General features: G+C 60.5%; 16 protein-coding genes and 1 pseudogene. 13 read left to right on the forward strand and 4 right to left on the reverse strand.

Translation table 11 applies throughout. The features are described from left to right. The first annotated feature begins 4 nt into the window (after window positions 1-4). The 5 genes from USDA257_RS06565 to USDA257_RS06585 are packed head-to-tail and all read left to right on the forward strand — an operon-like array spanning window position 5 to window position 5,059. A complete protein-coding gene (locus tag USDA257_RS06565; protein ID WP_014762123.1) occupies window positions 5-961 on the forward strand; it encodes a carbohydrate ABC transporter permease in 957 nt (318 codons plus the stop codon). Beyond that, a complete protein-coding gene (locus USDA257_RS06570) occupies window positions 954-1,841 on the forward strand; it encodes a carbohydrate ABC transporter permease (RefSeq protein WP_014762124.1) in 888 nt (295 codons plus the stop codon). Before USDA257_RS06565 ends, USDA257_RS06570 begins: the two co-directional genes overlap by 8 nt. A 22-nt stretch (window positions 1,842-1,863) precedes the next feature. Beyond that, window positions 1,864-2,880, forward strand: coding sequence for a Gfo/Idh/MocA family protein (locus USDA257_RS06575; protein WP_014762125.1), 1,017 nt, complete (start codon window positions 1,864-1,866; stop codon window positions 2,878-2,880). Between the two features lies 1 nt (window position 2,881). Beyond that, the gene (locus USDA257_RS06580) at window positions 2,882-3,955 is read left to right on the forward strand and encodes a Gfo/Idh/MocA family protein (protein ID WP_014762126.1); all 1,074 of its coding nucleotides are present in this window, start codon (window positions 2,882-2,884) and stop codon (window positions 3,953-3,955) included. A 24-nt stretch (window positions 3,956-3,979) separates the two neighbouring features. Beyond that, on the forward strand, window positions 3,980-5,059 hold the full coding sequence (locus tag USDA257_RS06585) for an ABC transporter ATP-binding protein (RefSeq protein WP_014762127.1): 1,080 nt from the start codon (window positions 3,980-3,982) through the stop codon (window positions 5,057-5,059). Window positions 5,060-5,236: 177 nt separating this feature from the next. On the opposite strand, the gene USDA257_RS37625 is transcribed toward USDA257_RS06585, so the two are convergent. Then, a complete protein-coding gene (locus tag USDA257_RS37625; protein ID WP_014762128.1) occupies window positions 5,237-5,509 on the reverse strand; it encodes a hypothetical protein in 273 nt (90 codons plus the stop codon). Window positions 5,510-5,809: 300 nt separating this feature from the next. After that, the gene (locus USDA257_RS38380) at window positions 5,810-5,935 is read right to left on the reverse strand and encodes a hypothetical protein (protein WP_041413961.1); all 126 of its coding nucleotides are present in this window, start codon (window positions 5,933-5,935) and stop codon (window positions 5,810-5,812) included. Between the two features lie 618 nt (window positions 5,936-6,553). Between USDA257_RS38380 and USDA257_RS06600 the strand changes: the two genes are divergently transcribed. The 3 genes from USDA257_RS06600 (at window position 6,554) to USDA257_RS06610 (ending at window position 9,662) form a co-directional block, all read left to right on the forward strand. After that, on the forward strand, window positions 6,554-6,841 hold the full coding sequence (locus USDA257_RS06600; RefSeq protein ID WP_014762129.1) for a hypothetical protein: 288 nt from the start codon (window positions 6,554-6,556) through the stop codon (window positions 6,839-6,841). Between the two features lie 11 nt (window positions 6,842-6,852). Next, window positions 6,853-7,071 carry a hypothetical protein gene (locus USDA257_RS37630; protein ID WP_014762130.1) on the forward strand — a complete coding sequence of 73 codons (219 nt, stop codon included), beginning with the start codon at window positions 6,853-6,855 and terminating at the stop codon, window positions 7,069-7,071. Between the two features lie 821 nt (window positions 7,072-7,892). Next, the gene (locus USDA257_RS06610; protein WP_014762132.1) at window positions 7,893-9,662 is read left to right on the forward strand and encodes an adenylate/guanylate cyclase domain-containing protein; all 1,770 of its coding nucleotides are present in this window, start codon (window positions 7,893-7,895) and stop codon (window positions 9,660-9,662) included. 90 nt (window positions 9,663-9,752) lie between these two features. Here USDA257_RS06610 and USDA257_RS06615 read toward each other — a convergent pair whose 3' ends face one another. Continuing rightward, entirely contained in the window at window positions 9,753-10,664 is a 912-nt protein-coding gene (locus USDA257_RS06615; RefSeq protein ID WP_014762133.1) for a LysR family transcriptional regulator, read from the reverse strand. A 130-nt stretch (window positions 10,665-10,794) separates the two neighbouring features. Between USDA257_RS06615 and USDA257_RS06620 the strand changes: the two genes are divergently transcribed. The 4 genes and pseudogenes from USDA257_RS06620 to USDA257_RS06635 all read left to right on the forward strand — a co-directional run bounded on the left by USDA257_RS06620 (window position 10,795) and on the right by USDA257_RS06635 (window position 13,764). Further along, window positions 10,795-11,274 carry a carboxymuconolactone decarboxylase family protein gene (locus tag USDA257_RS06620; RefSeq protein ID WP_014762134.1) on the forward strand — a complete coding sequence of 160 codons (480 nt, stop codon included), beginning with the start codon at window positions 10,795-10,797 and terminating at the stop codon, window positions 11,272-11,274. A gap of 62 nt (window positions 11,275-11,336) precedes the next feature. Next, window positions 11,337-12,088 (forward strand): annotated as a pseudogene (locus USDA257_RS06625) (SDR family oxidoreductase). A 144-nt stretch (window positions 12,089-12,232) separates the two neighbouring features. Continuing rightward, on the forward strand, window positions 12,233-12,646 hold the full coding sequence (locus tag USDA257_RS06630; protein WP_014762136.1) for a cupin domain-containing protein: 414 nt from the start codon (window positions 12,233-12,235) through the stop codon (window positions 12,644-12,646). 95 nt (window positions 12,647-12,741) lie between these two features. Further along, a complete protein-coding gene (locus USDA257_RS06635) occupies window positions 12,742-13,764 on the forward strand; it encodes a mechanosensitive ion channel family protein (protein WP_014762137.1) in 1,023 nt (340 codons plus the stop codon). Here the strand turns inward: USDA257_RS06635 and USDA257_RS06640 are convergent. Next, complete coding sequence (locus USDA257_RS06640) at window positions 13,747-14,235, reverse strand: RrF2 family transcriptional regulator (protein WP_014762138.1); 489 nt, start codon at window positions 14,233-14,235, stop codon at window positions 13,747-13,749. The two genes, USDA257_RS06635 and USDA257_RS06640, sit on opposite strands and share 18 nt — an antisense overlap. A gap of 390 nt (window positions 14,236-14,625) precedes the next feature. Here USDA257_RS06640 and USDA257_RS06645 point away from each other — a divergent pair, with 390 nt between their 5' ends. Then, entirely contained in the window at window positions 14,626-15,096 is a 471-nt protein-coding gene (locus tag USDA257_RS06645; protein WP_014762139.1) for a cupin domain-containing protein, read from the forward strand. Window positions 15,097-15,243 lie beyond the last annotated feature (147 nt).

The raw sequence follows: 15,243 nt of genomic DNA on the forward strand, positions 1-15,243 counted from the left end.
GAGCATGGCTGCCGTGCAGGATTCCGCTGTAGCTATCGGTGCGGGCGCCAGGAGGCGCCCCGCCGCCCAGGGCCGCTTAGCCGCCCTCTGGACGAACCACGGCGCCGGCTACATGTTCCTGTTGCCGTGGCTCGTCGGCTTCTTCGGGCTGACGCTCGGACCTGCCGTCGCCTCGCTCTATCTGTCCTTCACCAGCTTCGACCTGATCCGCTCTCCGGAATGGGTCGGGGCCGCCAATTACGTCCGCATCGCCACGGCCGACCCGAAATTTGCCGCCTCGCTCAAGGTGACCTTTCTCTATGTGGTGTTGTCGGTCCCCTTCAAGCTCGCCTTCGCGCTGTTCGTCGCCATCCTTCTCGATCGCGGCGTCAAGGGCCTCACCGTCTATCGCGCCATATTCTACCTGCCGTCGCTGCTTGGCGGCAGCGTGGCGATCGCCGTGCTCTGGCGGCAGCTCTTTGCCGGCGACGGCCTGATCAACAGCCTGCTCGCTCAGTTCGGCATCGAGGGCCCGAGCTGGATCTCGCATCCGGACTATTCGATCTGGACCCTGGTCGTCCTCAGCGTCTGGCAGTTCGGTTCGCCGATGATCATCTTCCTCGCCGGCCTTCGCCAGATCCCGACCGACATGTACGAAGCGGCGAGCCTCGACGGGGCATCCAAGTTCCGGCAGTTCTACAAGATCACCCTGCCGCTACTCACCCCGGTCATCTTCTTCAATGCGGTAGTGCAGACGATCGAGGCCTTCAAGGCCTTCACGCCGGCTTTCATCATCTCCGGCGGCACCGGCGGACCTATCAATTCGACGCTGTTCTACACGCTCTATCTCTACCAGGAAGCCTTCGGGAACTTCCGCATGGGCTATGCCTCGGCGCTCGCCTGGATCCTCGTGCTGATAATCGGGCTGTTCACGGCCTTCTCGTTCCTGACCTCTCGTTACTGGGTGCATTACGATGACTGACGCGACCATGAGCTCGATCACCGCGCCGCCCCCACCGCCGGCCGGTCGCCGCAGCGCCCTCGGCTCCGTGCTCATCCATGCCGGACTGATTGCGGCGTCCTTTGCCATGCTCTATCCGCTCTTGTGGATGGTCTCGGCATCGGTCCGGCCGGAGGACGAGATCTTCGCCTCGACGACGCTCTGGCCTTCGTCGGTGGATTTTGCCTCCTATGTGCGTGGCTGGTTCGGCCTCGACGTCAGCTTCGGACGGTTCTCCTGGAACTCGCTGGTCATCGCGGGCCTGACGGTGATCGGCAATGTCGTCGCCTGCTCGCTCGCGGCTTACGCCTTTGCGCGGCTTCGCTTCGCCGGCCGCAATTTCTGGTTCGCGATGATGCTCGGAACGATGATGATCCCCTATCACGTCACGCTCATCCCGCAATACGTCCTCTTCCTCGATCTCGGCTGGGTCAACACTATCCTGCCGCTGGTCGTGCCGAAGTTCCTGGCAAGCGACGCCTTCTTCATCTTCCTGATGGTGCAGTTCTTCCGCGGCATTCCGCGCGAGCTCGATGAGGCGGCGATGATGGACGGCTGCGGCCCCTGGCGCATCTACTGGAAGATCATGCTGCCGCTTTCGCTGCCGGTTCTCGCGACGGCGGCGATCTTCTCCTTCATCTGGACCTGGGACGATTTTTTCGGGCCGCTGATCTACCTGAACGACATGAACACCTACACGATCCAGCTGGGCTTGAGGACCTTCGTCGATTCAAGCAGCACCTCCGACTGGGGCGGCCTCTTCGCCATGTCGACGCTGTCGCTCGTGCCGGTGTTCTTCTTCTTCCTGTTCTTCCAGCGCCTGCTGATCGAAGGCATCGCCACCACCGGCATGAAACGCTGACCGACGGAGTTCAAACATCATCATGACCGAATTGCGTTTCGCCGCCGTCGGCCTCAACCACAACCATATCTACGGCCAGGTGAATTGCCTCGTCCGGGCCGGCGCCCGCCTCGTCGGCTTCCACGAGCCGGACGATGTGCTGGCCGCGGAATTTGCCGGCATTTACAAAGATGTGCCACGCCTCGCCACGCTCCAGCAAATCCTCGAGGACGAGAGCATCAGCCTCATTACTTCAGCGGCGGTCTCGGCCGAGCGGGCGGAATTGGCGATCCGTGCCATGCAGCACGGCAAGGACATTCTCGTCGACAAGCCGGGAATGACGAGCCTCGACCAGCTGGCGAAAGTCCGCCGGGTCCAGGCCGAGACCGGGCGGATCTTTTCGATCCTCTATTCGGAGCATTTCGAGAGCCCGGCAACCGTCAAGGCCGGCGAACTCGTCGCTGCCGGCGCGATCGGCGAGGTCGTGCACCTTGTCGGCCTCGGGCCGCACCGGCTGCGGAAGGAGACCCGCCCCGACTGGTTCTTCCGCCGCTCCGATTACGGCGGCATCCTCGTCGACATCGCCTCGCATCAATGCGAGCAATTCCTGTTCTTCACTGGCGCCAGCGATGCGACCATCCTTTCGGCGAGCGTCGACAACCGCAGCATTCCCGACAAGCCGGAGCTACAGGATACCGGCAACATCCATCTTGCGACGGCGAGCGCCACCGGCACGATCCATGTGAACTGGCTCACCCCGCGCGGCATGCCGACCTGGGGCGACGGCCGGCTCTTTATCGTCGGCACGACCGGTACGATCGAGGTGCGCAAGACCGTCGATCTCGCCGGCCGCGGCGCGGGAAACCACCTCTTCCTCGCCGATCGGGGCGGCGTCGAGCACATCGACTGCGCGAGCGTCGAGCTGCCCTTCGGCCCCCAGCTCCTCGCTGACATCCGCGACAGAACCGAAACCGCCATGCCACAGGAGCGCTGCTTCAAGGCCATGGAGCTGGCGCTTCGCGCCCAGGCAATCGCCGAACAGAACCGGGAAAAGAACTGACATGAGCGTAAAGACAGTTGCCATCATCGGCTGCGGTATCGGACGGTTGCACATGATCGAGGGCTACCTGCCGCATCCGGACAAATTCCGCGTCAAGGCCATCTGCGATCTCAACGTCGAGCGGCTGAACGAATTCGGCGACGAGTTCGGCATCGAGCAGCGCACCACCTCCTTCACAGAAGTGCTTGCCGACGAGACGATCGACATCATCGATATCTGCACCCCGCCCGGCATTCACCTCGAGCAGGTGGTCGCGGCCCTTGCCGCAGGCAAGCACGTCATCTGCGAAAAGCCGCTGACCGGTTCGCTCGCCGGCGTCGACAAGATCATCGAAGCCGAGAGAAGCGCCCGAGGCGTGCTGATGCCGATCTTCCAGTATCGCTATGGCGACGGCATCGAAAAGGCGAAGCGGATCATCGAGGCCGGCATTGCCGGCAAGCCCTATGTCGGCTCGGTCGAGACCTTCTGGCTGCGCAAGCCGGAATATTACTCGGTCCCCTGGCGCGGAAAATGGGAAACGGAGCTTGGCGGCGTGCTGGTCACCCACGCGCTGCATCTCCACGACATGCTGCTGCACCTCCTCGGCCCCGTCTCGAAAGTGTTCGGCCGCGTCGCGACGCGCGTCAACGATATCGAGGTCGAGGATTGCGCGTCGGCAAGCCTGCTCATGCAGAATGGCGCCTTCGTGTCGCTCTCCTGCACGCTCGGCTCGCAGGAGCAGATCAGCCGGCTGCGGCTGCATTTCGAGAATGTCACCTTCGAGAGCAGTCACGAACCCTATACGCCAGGCAAGGATCCCTGGAAGATCATCGCGGCCAACGAGGCGGTCCAGGCGCAGATTGACGAGGTCATCGGCAATTGGCAGCCGGTCTCGCCCCGCTTCACCACCCAGATGGCCCATTTCCACGCCCACTTGAACGGCGCGGCTCCGCTCCCGGTGACGACCAAGGACGCCCGGCGGGCCCTGGAACTGGTCACGGCGATCTATCAGTCGGCGGATACGGGGCGGGAAATATCGCTGCCGATCGGGCCGGACAGTCCAAAATACGCCGATTGGCGCGCCAACACGCGATAAGCGAAGGCGAGGGAGGAATTCGAAATGGCAACCAGCGTCGTTCTTCAGAAAGTCGAGAAACGCTATGGCGCGCTCGACGTGATCCACGGCATCGATCTTACCATCGATCCCGGCGAGTTCGCCGTCTTCGTCGGTCCGTCCGGCTGCGGCAAATCCACCTTGCTCAGGATGATCGCCGGGCTCGAGGAGATCACCGGCGGCACGCTGATGCTCGACAACGACCGGATGAACGAGGTGGCGCCCGCCCGGCGCGGCATCGCCATGGTGTTCCAGTCCTACGCGCTTTATCCGCACATGTCGGTCTACAAGAATCTTGCCTTCGGCCTCGAGACGGCGGGATACAAGAGGACCGAGATCGAGCCGAAGGTGCGCCGCGCCGCCGAAATCCTGCAGATCGAAAAGCTCCTCGACCGCAAGCCGAAGGCGCTTTCTGGCGGGCAGCGCCAGCGTGTGGCGATCGGCCGGGCGATCGTCCGCGAGCCGCGCATCTTCCTCTTCGACGAGCCGCTCTCCAACCTCGACGCGGAACTGCGCGTGCAGATGCGCGTCGAGATCTCCAGGCTCCACCGCGATCTCGGCAATACGATGATCTACGTGACCCACGACCAGGTGGAAGCCATGACCATGGCTGACAAGATCGTCGTGCTGAACTCCGGCCGCATCGAGCAGGTCGGCGCTCCGCTCGATCTGTACAACAACCCGGTCAATCGCTTCGTCGCCGGCTTCATCGGCAGCCCGAAGATGAACTTCCTCAAGGCGCGGATCGGCGGCGTATCGGAAAACGAAACGGCAGTCGAAGTCTGCGGCGGCACGATCCGCCTGCCGCGGCACCTCAGCGGGGCAACGCCGGGACAAGAGGTCACCTTCGGCATTCGCCCCGAGCATCTCGCGGCCCGCGACAGCGGCATCGCGCTTGCTGCCGTCAATGTTGAGCTCGTGGAAAACCTCGGCGGCGAGACCATGCTCTACGGCATCACCCCCGATAGCCAGCAGCTGACCATAGCGCTCGAAGGCCAGCAGAAGGTCGAGCGCGGCGCTAATCTCTCCGTCTATTTCGAGCCCGCCCGCTGCCACGTCTTCGGCGCGGATGGCAGGGCGATGTAGGGTGGTAACGGCTCTGCGATCGGTGCGATAAAAATTGCCAATGTGAGGCGATCCGACGAGAGCGGCCGAGGGTGCAGGACCGATTTGCGAACAAGTCAGCGGACCAGTCTCGCTATGGTCGTGGAGATTGAAGAAGAAAAAGCCGCACTTCCGATCGGCGTAATTTGCAAGCTCGAGCTAGGCCGAGCTTTTTTGTTGCTCGCGGCGCTGCGGCTGTAGCTCGAGTGGAAGACCTTGAATTGCGTAGCGCGACAGCGATGAGGTGCACGGTTGTCTGTGCTTGCCGGCTTTGCCCAGTTGATACTCGAGCTTCGCCGCCAGTCCCGATCGTGAGTCGACACCCGCCAGGAACAGTTTCGTTACAAGCAAAGCGGCCGTGTTAAAGAATCGCGGATCATCGACAAGGACGCTGGCGTCGTAGCCAGCCTCGTCTAAGACTGACTGCATCATCTTCGTGATATGTAGCGTACGATGGAAGGCATGGCCTGCTCCTTTGTTGGGCCCGGGTGTCTAGCCCTCAGCAGTACGGCCGTGAAATCTGCTACTTGTGATTGCACCTTGCGCCTTTGTCATGGAAATAGCAACCGCCTCCGGGTTCATTTGTGAGGCGGGCCTAGCCACCGATTTGGCGAAACACGGCATGGTTCAAGAAACCGGAATCGCCCCTCTACAGTGCATACGTCTTTCAGACGCACAAAGCACGGCTCTCGGAGACGAGTACTGCTCCGTAAACAAGCATCGACCAGACGATTAGAGGATGCTGCTTCCGGACAGGGAGGAATAGGCAACCACAGCAATTGCGAGAATAAGCGCAAGCCAGACGAGCGGGCGCGTGTAATCATAAGTCTGGAAGCTGGCGGGAATGAAGTTTTTCACAAGAAACCTCCTAAGTGTTTGGGTACTTGAAGCGCAGCGACGCTGCGCGCCTTCCGGATAAGAGCGACTGCAGTTCGGGCTGAACTTGCCGAGAGACCCGCCGGAACTTGATCTATCAGGTGGATTATCGGGATCGTTGCAGGCCGGCGCTCAGACCGGAGGCCCTTGGCAATCAGGATATTTCACCCTGCGCCTTAAAATAATTAATGTAAACAGGGGAATACACTAAGAGCGAAATATATTTCTTAACTATCCAGCCGAATGTTCGCATCGCAAAGCTTTTCTCTCTGAGAGATATTTTATCTTTGTATATATTTACGGCCGCTATCCCATATTTTTTCAGGACGACCGCGGATTTAAATCGAAAAGAATCTCACCACAGCCACAATCATGATATACAAATAGAGCATCGTTCTAAGGCCAGCTTGGCTTTTTGCTTCGTAAGAAGCTGCAGACCCGCCAAACTCACCGATCCTCGATCCTGAATATCTGCAAGGGCAAAGGAGCCGGAGGTTCCGTCGTGCGAAGGAGCCAGGTCGGCTGCTCCCTGGACTGGAGCCAACCCAGCCAATTTTGGCTGAACCTCGCAAACTGCGTTCGCGACAGGAAGGAGGCAACATGTTTGCCCGGACCAAACACCGAAGAGTGCATTTCACGGGGCCCTTCTGGATTCCAGATCTCAGCGAGATGGTGCCTCCCGGCGACTACGACGTCGATGAGGACGAGGAGTTGATCGAAGGTATATCCTGGCTGGCTTATCGCCGGGTAGCGACCTTTATTAGGCTGCCGGCCACGGCCGAGAACAAATTTCGAATGCGTCTGTTGGCAATCGCTCCCGAGGAGCTTGAACGTCTCATCGCGGTCGATCGTCACAGAGCCGCAATCTCACCGTCACCCAAATCGTAAGGCGACAATCAATGCGCAACCATCGATTCCCAATCGGTCTGTCAGTTCGGCTTAAGGGTCGAGAATATATTTCGCCTCGCGCGGCGGAGACCTATCGTATCACCGCCAAACTCCCGTTGAGGGACGACTCGCCTCAATATCGCATCCGCAATGATGAACTCGGGCAAGAACGCGTGAGCACTGAAGACAATCTGGAGCCAATCGAATGGGGCGTGACGCCCCTTCACTAAAGGAACCCTTGCCGCACAGGCGAGCCGCCCGTAGGAGGCCATAAGATGAATAGCCAGCACGAAGAGCACGCGCTTGCCATCAGCGTCTGGGAATCGGAAGGTGGGGCCCCCAATAGATCTGGACGGCGTTATCAATATGGTCGCCGTTTCGAGGGAAACCGGACTTATACGATCTATCACGTCTTCACGGGAGAAGCTGCAGAGATAGGCCTTTGGAGGATGGTGGGACTGAGCCCCAGAAATGCAGCGCGAGCGCTGCGCATTCTCAATAACCCACAACAGGCTTCAGATTAGCAATGCGCGGGTATTCGAACGATATCGTTGCAGCTCTGAGCGAGGCCGAAGTGAACGCTCTGCGGACCGTATACGAAACCGTTTGTACCGAATTCGGAATTCGCCGAACGGGGCCACGGTTCAGGGGCTTGCAAATTTTCTGATGGCCGAGTTTCCGGTTCTATCCATTGGACGAAGACACGCTGCTCGCGGCCGCGCCGGCGTTCTGCCTCAGTCAGGAGCAGGCAACCGGGGCAAGGATACGTGAGCTCATCTGAGAGAGACAGCTCCAGATCCGCCCTCTGCTGCGAGAACGACAACAGCAGAAATGAGAGAACTCCATGAAATCGGATATTGGAAATTTCGGATGCGGTTTCAGGCCGGTTGAGTTCCTGATCCGCTTCTATCTCGTGATGGCCCGTGCGGCACCCAGCCACCTTCGAAAGACGGCGCTAATTTAAGATAGGCGATCTCACTGCGCTGCGTTAGAATCGACCCGGACCGCCGATCTGCCAGTCCGGAGATGGCGCATCCCTAGTGGCAACTCTATGAAACAGAGACTAGCTGCAGTCCTGGCGGCCGATATGGCAGGCTATAGCCGGCTGATGGAGACCGACGAAGCAGGCACGATCGCCCGCCTCAGAACGCACCGTATTGAATTGATCGATCCCGCCATCGCAAAGAACGAGGGCCGGATCATCAAGACGACGGGCGACGGCATGCTGGTTGAATTCCAGAGTGTGACCGACGCAGTGAAATGCGCCGTGGAGATTCAGCAGCGCATGAAGCGGCGCAATTCGGACGTGCCTCCGGATCGGCGGATCGAATTCAGGATCGGCATCAATCTCGGCGACATCATTTTCGACGACGACGATATTTTCGGCGACGGCGTGAATATCGCCGCCCGCATCGAGCAACTGGCCGATGTGGGCGGCATCTGCGTCACGGCTGCGGTGGCGACGCAGATTGCCGACCGACTCGAAGTTCCCATCGAGGATTTGGGCGAGAAGACGCTGAAGAATATCAGCCGTCCTGTGCATCTTTATCGTATCGGGATCGAGGGCTCCGCCCTGCCTGCTCCGCAAGAGAAGGACGCGAAGCGAGCCGTCTCCAAGCCCTCGATCGTCGTGCTACCGTTCGACAACATGAGCGGCGATCCCGAGCAGGAGTTTTTCGCGGATGGTTTGACCGAGGATATCATCACCGAGCTGTCCCGCCGTCATGAGCTCTTCGTCATCTCGCGCAACTCCAGCTTCGTCTACAAGAACCAGCCCGTGAACGTGCGCGAAGTGGCCGAGAAGCTTGGGGCGCAATATCTGGTGGAGGGCAGCGTCCGGAAGATCGGCGACCGGGTGCGCGTCACGGTCCAACTCATCGACGCGGCCACCGATGCCCATGTCTGGGCCGACAAATACGACCGAAGATTGGACGACATTTTCGCCATCCAGGATGAGGTGACGGCGGCGATAGCGGCCACGCTCCCAGGGCGTCTCGAGGCGGCCCAGCGAGACCAACTCGCCCGCACGAAGCCGGGGAACATGGCCGCCTACGAATGTGCCCTCACAGCCAAGGTGCTGCACCACCGGAACACCCTCGCAGACAATGAGCAGGCCCAGGCCCTGATAGCCAGAGCACTCGCACTCGATCCGGGCTATGCGCATGCGCATGCCTGGCGGGCCTGCATCCTTGGGCAGGCGTGGGTGCACGGCTGGTGCGAGGACAAGGACGCGGTTTGGGCCGAAATCGTTGCCGAGCTGGAACGGGCGCTGGCGCTCGACGATAACGACGCCGACGTGCATCGCATCCTCGCCGCCGTGAACGTCAACAACAACGAGCTGACGACTGCACGTTATCACCAGGAGCGCGCCCTTGCGCTCAACCCCAATTACGACCTGGTGGTCGTCCAGCAGGGCGAGCTGTTGACGTGGCTCGGCCGGCCGGAAGAAGGGGTCGAGTGGATTCGCAAGGCCATGCGGCTCAATCCTCATCATCCGGAACGTTTCTGGAGCCACCTCGGAAAGGCACATTTCTCCGCGCGGAGGTACGGCGAAGCGATCGAGGCATTCATGCACCTTTCGGTGATGGACCACGTCCAGCACGCTTTCGTTGCCGCCTGCTACGGCTGGCTCGGCGACGACATTGCCGCCGCTGCGCATATGAAAAAGGTCAGAGCGCTCGCCCCCGACTTCGACCTCGAATCCTTCCTCGCCACGTTGCACTACGTCCAGGAATCCGACACGCAGCACATCCGCGACGGGCTTGTCAAAGCCGGTGCGGACGCCGGCTTGTCAGCGACGGGCGACATCGCGGCGCGATAGAGCCTTCTCAGACGAAGTCGAAGACCCGGCATCACGCCGCTGTCACGAATTCGTTTCAGGCGGCGGGGCGATGTAGGGCGGCTGCGCAATTCAAGGGGCGGATGAGGACGCCATCAAAGGATCCTCGCGAACCGCCTCGACGAGGAAGTCGAGGGCGACCCTGACGCGCAGCGGCAAGTTCCGTCGCGATGGATAGACGACATTGATCGGCAGGCGGGTCGGCGGAAAATCCGGCATCACGTTCACCAGCCTGCCTGCCTCCATGTCGGGGCATGCTAGGATATGGGAAAGCACCGCAAGGCCGCTGCCCGCCAGCGTCGCGCGATGGACGGCCAGCGCATTGTTGGCGATCAGCCGAGGCGCAATCCGTACGGCAACCTCCTCCGCCCCGCTGGAAAACGACCAGGTACGACCGTCGCCGGCCCGGCTGTAGCAGATGCATTCATGGGCACTGAGATCGTTGGGCTCTTCCGGTGCAATTCGTCCCTTTAGGTAGGAAGGCGCTGCGACGAGAAAGGCAGTCGTCCAACCGATCCGGCGGCACATCAGGCTGCTGTCTGCAATCGGTCCAAGGCGCACCTCGAGATCAATTCCTTCCCCAACCAGATCCGACGGTTCTTCACGGAAGATCAATTCGACGGAAAGCCCCGGATGGCCGGCAAGCAGCCCCGCGAGGCGATCGCTCACATAGAGCCCGAGCGGCGCGGGAAGAGTGAGCCGTACTTTCCCTGATGCCATTGCTCCTTCGCTACAGCTGGTCTCTCCGAGGGAGTCGACTGCTTCGACGACCCTGAGCGCCATCGGGATGATTTGCTCGCCTTCGACCGTCAACGCCACTGCGCTGGTCGTGCGATGCAGAAGGCGTGTGTTCAGATGCGCTTCCAGCGCCGACACCTGCCGGGACACGGCCGGCTGCGTCAGATTGAGGTCGACCGCCGCTGCGGAAAACGAACCGGTCTCCGCTACCCGCAGAAAGGTTCGCAGCGCGGATACGATGTCCATCCTCAACCCCCATGCTTTTTCCGAATAAGGCTTATGTCGCGGGCCTAGGCAGGAACGGCTTTACTGTCCAGATAATACGGATATCTTTTATCCATAAGGATATCAAATATCCTTAATTAAGGAGAGAAAAATGAACCAGCGCCTGAACTACGCCCAGCAATCGCCGGAGCTTTTCAAGAAGCTCTCTGAACTCAGCATGGTCCTGAAAGACAGTGTCATCGAGCATACGATCCAGGATCTCGTTCATATCCGGGCATCGCAGCTAAACGGCTGCGGATTTTGCCTCGACATGCATGTGAAGGAAGCTAAAATCCACGGCGAAAGCGAGTTGCGTCTTTACCACGTTGCAATCTGGCGGGAGTCGAATCTCTTCGTCCCGCGTGAACGCGCTGCACTTGCCTGGACCGAAGCCGTAACGAGGCTGCCCGATGGCGGCATCCCCGACGAACTCTACGAGCGGGTGCGTGGTCAGCTTTCAGAGAAGGATATCTCGGACCTGACTTTCTCGGTCATGGTCATCAATGCCTGGAACCGCGCCAGCATCGCCTTCAGGACCATGCCCGGTTCCGCTGACAAGCTCTACGGCCTCGACAAGGCCGGCCTGAACTAGGTCCTCGCGCTTTCGCTCCACCAATGCGGCGCGAGAACGGCTGCCGTAAACGGAGAAGTCCTATGAAAATCGTCATCATTGGCGGAACCGGCCTCATGGTTCCAAGACAGTCGACCGCCTGGGCAAGCAGGGTCACGAGGTGATCGCCGCCTCGCCAAACACAGGCGTCAACACCATCACCGGCGAAGGCCTGGCCGAGGCGCTTGCCGGCACTGACGTGGTGATCGACCTCGCCAACTCGCCGTCCTTCGAGGACAAGGCGGTCATGGAATTCTTCGAGACCTCTGGCCGCAACCTGCTTGCGGCGGAAAAGGTTGCCGGGGTCAAGCACCACATCGCCCTTTCGGTCGTCGGCACGGAACGCCTGCAGGAGAGTGGCTACTTCCTCGCCAAACTTGCCCAGGAAAGACTGATCAAGGACTCCGACATTCCCTACACGATCGTTCACTCGACGCAGTTCATGGAGTTCCTTGCCGGTATTGCCCAGTCCGGCACGGTCGGCGACACGGTGCACCTGTCCCCGGCCTTCGTGCAGCCGATCGCCTCCGACGATGTGGCGGATGCCATGGCAGCCGTTGCCCTCGCTCAGCCCGTCAATGGCACGATCGAGATTGCCGGGCCCGAGCGGTCGCGGCTCAGCGACCTTGTCGGTCGCTATCTCAAAGCGATGGGCGACGCCCGCAAGGTCGAGCCTGATCCGGAGGCACGCTATTTCGGTGCCCGGCTGGAGGATGGCTCGCTCGTTTCCGACAACAATCCGCGCCTTGGCCGGATCACTTTCGAGCAGTGGTTCGCCACGTCCGCGCGGAAATAGAGCAATTCCAGGAAGAGTGTGCAGCGGTTTTCCGCCCGGAATTTCGGGATTTCGAAGACCTGGAGCAGGTCAGTGTTTCAGTGAAGCATGAACCGCTCCAGACCGCTGCCCCGATGCGCGAGAACCCACGAAAGGATTTTCGAAATGATCAAATCGATCGTAGCCACATTTGCCGTCACGGCAACGTTGTTCGGCACCGCCGCAGCCCAGCACGCCGGCCAGGAGGCTAAAGTCACGGTCGTCTATGAGCACGAGCTGCCGAACGTTCCGGGCAAGAGCATGAAGGTCGTTCTGGTCGAGTATGGTCCGGGTGGATCTTCCGAGGCCCATACCCATCCGGATTCCGCCTTCATCTATGCAAGGGTACTGGAAGGCGCCATCCGCAGCCAGGTCAATGACGGCCCGGTGACGGTCTATAAGGCCGGGGAAAGCTGGTCCGAGGTGCCGGGCGACCGCCACAGCGTCAGCGAAAACGACAGCACCACAAATCCTGCTAGACTGCTGGCCGTGTTTGTGGTCGACACCGGTGAGACGGAACTGGTCCTTCCCATGAAGTAGTGGACGCAGGCCGGGTGACATTCGCGTGCCCGGCCCTGCCCCCGTGAGGGACGAGTAGCCAACGGAACGAGAAACCATTGCCAGCGAGCCCTGCCATGTCCGATCAACTTTCGCTGCCCTTCCTCCTGATCAACCTTCTTGGGATTGCCGGCATCATCGTTTGGCATCTGCAGGGGCGCGGCCGCCCGACCGCCCGGTTGATCGTCCAGATCCTGTTCTTTGCCGCCATGACCGCCATACTCGGCTTCAGCGGAATCCTGCCGCACCGGGTGGACGAGACACATCTGAGCGGGTTGGCAGCATTTCTCGCTATGTCTGCAAGGGTCCTCTGGTGGACGCATCTCGCTTGGGCGACCATCGGATTTGTGCGCATCTACATCGTTCTGGACCGACGGCCGAGGGAAGCGCGTCTGTTTCAGGATCTGATCATTGGCGTCGTCTATCTCGGTGTGGCGCTGTCGATCATGGGCTTCGTCTTCGGTGCGCCCATCGGCACGCTGACCGCAACCTCTGGCGTGGTCGCCATTATCCTGGGCCTTGCGCTGCAGAACACGCTTGGCGACCTGTTCTCGGGCGTCGCGCTGACGCTTGGGCGGCCCTTCGCCATCGGCGACTGGATCCAGCTCGACGACGGCACCGAAGGACGTGTCGTCGAAAACAACTGGCGCTCCACGCATCTGCTCACGCTCGCAAACAACGTCGTGGTCCTGCCGAACAGCGTACTGGCAAAGGTTGGGCTGACCAACCTCAGTCGTCCCGACGAGACACATCAGGTCTTCGTGACCGTTCGTATCGCGGCAACGCATATGCCGCACTTTGTCGAGGAGGTCCTGCGAACCGCGCTAGAAGGCTGCGAGCGGATCGTCCAGGATCCACCGCCAAGCGTCGGTCTCAAGGCGATCGACGCGGTGGCGATCGAGGCGGAGCTCCTGTTTCGCGTGGTCGGCCCGGCCAACCGGACGCCGGCGAGAAATGAAGTGATCGATCGGGTGGATCGTCACTGCAAGGAGAGCGGTCTGTCGTTCGCAATGCCGCCCCAGAGTTATCTCTACGCGCTCACTGGCCCCGGCAAACAGCCGCAGGCGGCCATGCATTCACGCTCATCCGGCACGCTCTAACACCCATTCGAAGCTGCTTTTCCAAAGCTCCGCCGGAATCTCCTTCGCCAAGGTTTCGGCAAGATCGGACAGCCGGACGCTGCGGAGCTTTTCGCGCCATGCTTCGTCGGCCTCCCACATCACACGCGCCACCGCGCAAGGCGCGCTTTCGCAATAGTCTTGCGGGCGGCACGGGTTGTTTGCCCGGATATTGTTGCAGACGAAGGTGCGTGCCTTGCCCTCCACCGCCTCGACGATATCGAGGAATGTCAGCTCGGCCGGTGTCCTGGCCAGGCGATAGCCACCCGAGGGACCCAGCGTCGTATGGACAAGCCCCGCCTGCGACAGGCTCTGCAGAGCCTTGGACAGATATTCCTTCGGCACACCATGAAACTCGGCAAGCGCCTTGGTCGACAGATAGCGGCCCTCGGGCAGGCCGGCGAGGATAGCGCAGCAATGCAGTGCCCATTCCACTTGGCTTTTCAGTATCATAGATGCATTACCGGATCATGCGGAACAGCTATTACGGATAACAGATATCCCTATTTGTCGATTGTGTAAACACGCTCTACGCATATCATAGGTTGCATTCGGTCCACGCATGCTGAGCGGCAAATACGGCTCCAGGCAAAGCGGAGACGTTGATGAAGCGACACTCGGAAAATGACGGGGCGTTGAAGCCCAAGAGTTCGAGGCTCTACCCACCGCCCTTTCCACCCCGAACGTCCTTTCGAGCGACGGTTCGGCGTTTGCCGAATTTCGATCGGGTGACCGAGGAGCGCTTGATTGGACGAGGTCTGCGGACTTACCTTGAACGTTCCACGAGCCTGCCCCAGCGCGCAGCCGAGGTGGAAGGCTCGGCGAGACAGAGGGAGGTTCATCATGAGAATTGCATTTCTAGTTGCAGTCGGCTGGATCGGATCCTCCGGGATCGCCTCCTTTGCTTCGGCAGAGGATGCGCACACGCTGGTCACTCCCGATGACGCCAAGTGGGCCCCGGCCCCCAAAATGCTTCCTGCCGGAGCAGAAACAGCGGTCTTGTTCGGCGACCCCACCAAGGAAGGTTTGTTTGCGCTTCGGCTCAAAGTGCCTTCGGGCTATGTGGTCGCACCGCACACGCATCCTGCGGATGAAGTGGTCACCGTCATATCGGGGACCATCAAATTTGGAATGGGCGAAGCGGCCGATCGGAGCGCTGCCAAGGCACTGCCTGTAGGAAGTTTCTTCGCATTGCCGCCCGGCATGGCGCATTTCGCTTACTTCGACGAAGAGACTGTCGTCCAAATTACCACCAATGGCCCGTGGGGCATCAAATATGTCAGTCCGGCGGACGATCCTCAAAAGTCGCAATAACCAGTGGCGGCACGGTAGGCCAACTGCCCCGCCACCGCGCGGGCGCGGCATGACAGCGCCGTGCGTCATTTCGGACGCGGCCAAAGGAACTGACGGCAAAAACGATCTGTCACCGTTGCGAGGCTGCTGAGGGAGCAGTCAGCGGAG

The organism is Sinorhizobium fredii USDA 257 (assembly GCF_000265205.3).
GTDB lineage: Bacteria > Pseudomonadota > Alphaproteobacteria > Rhizobiales > Rhizobiaceae > Sinorhizobium > Sinorhizobium fredii_B.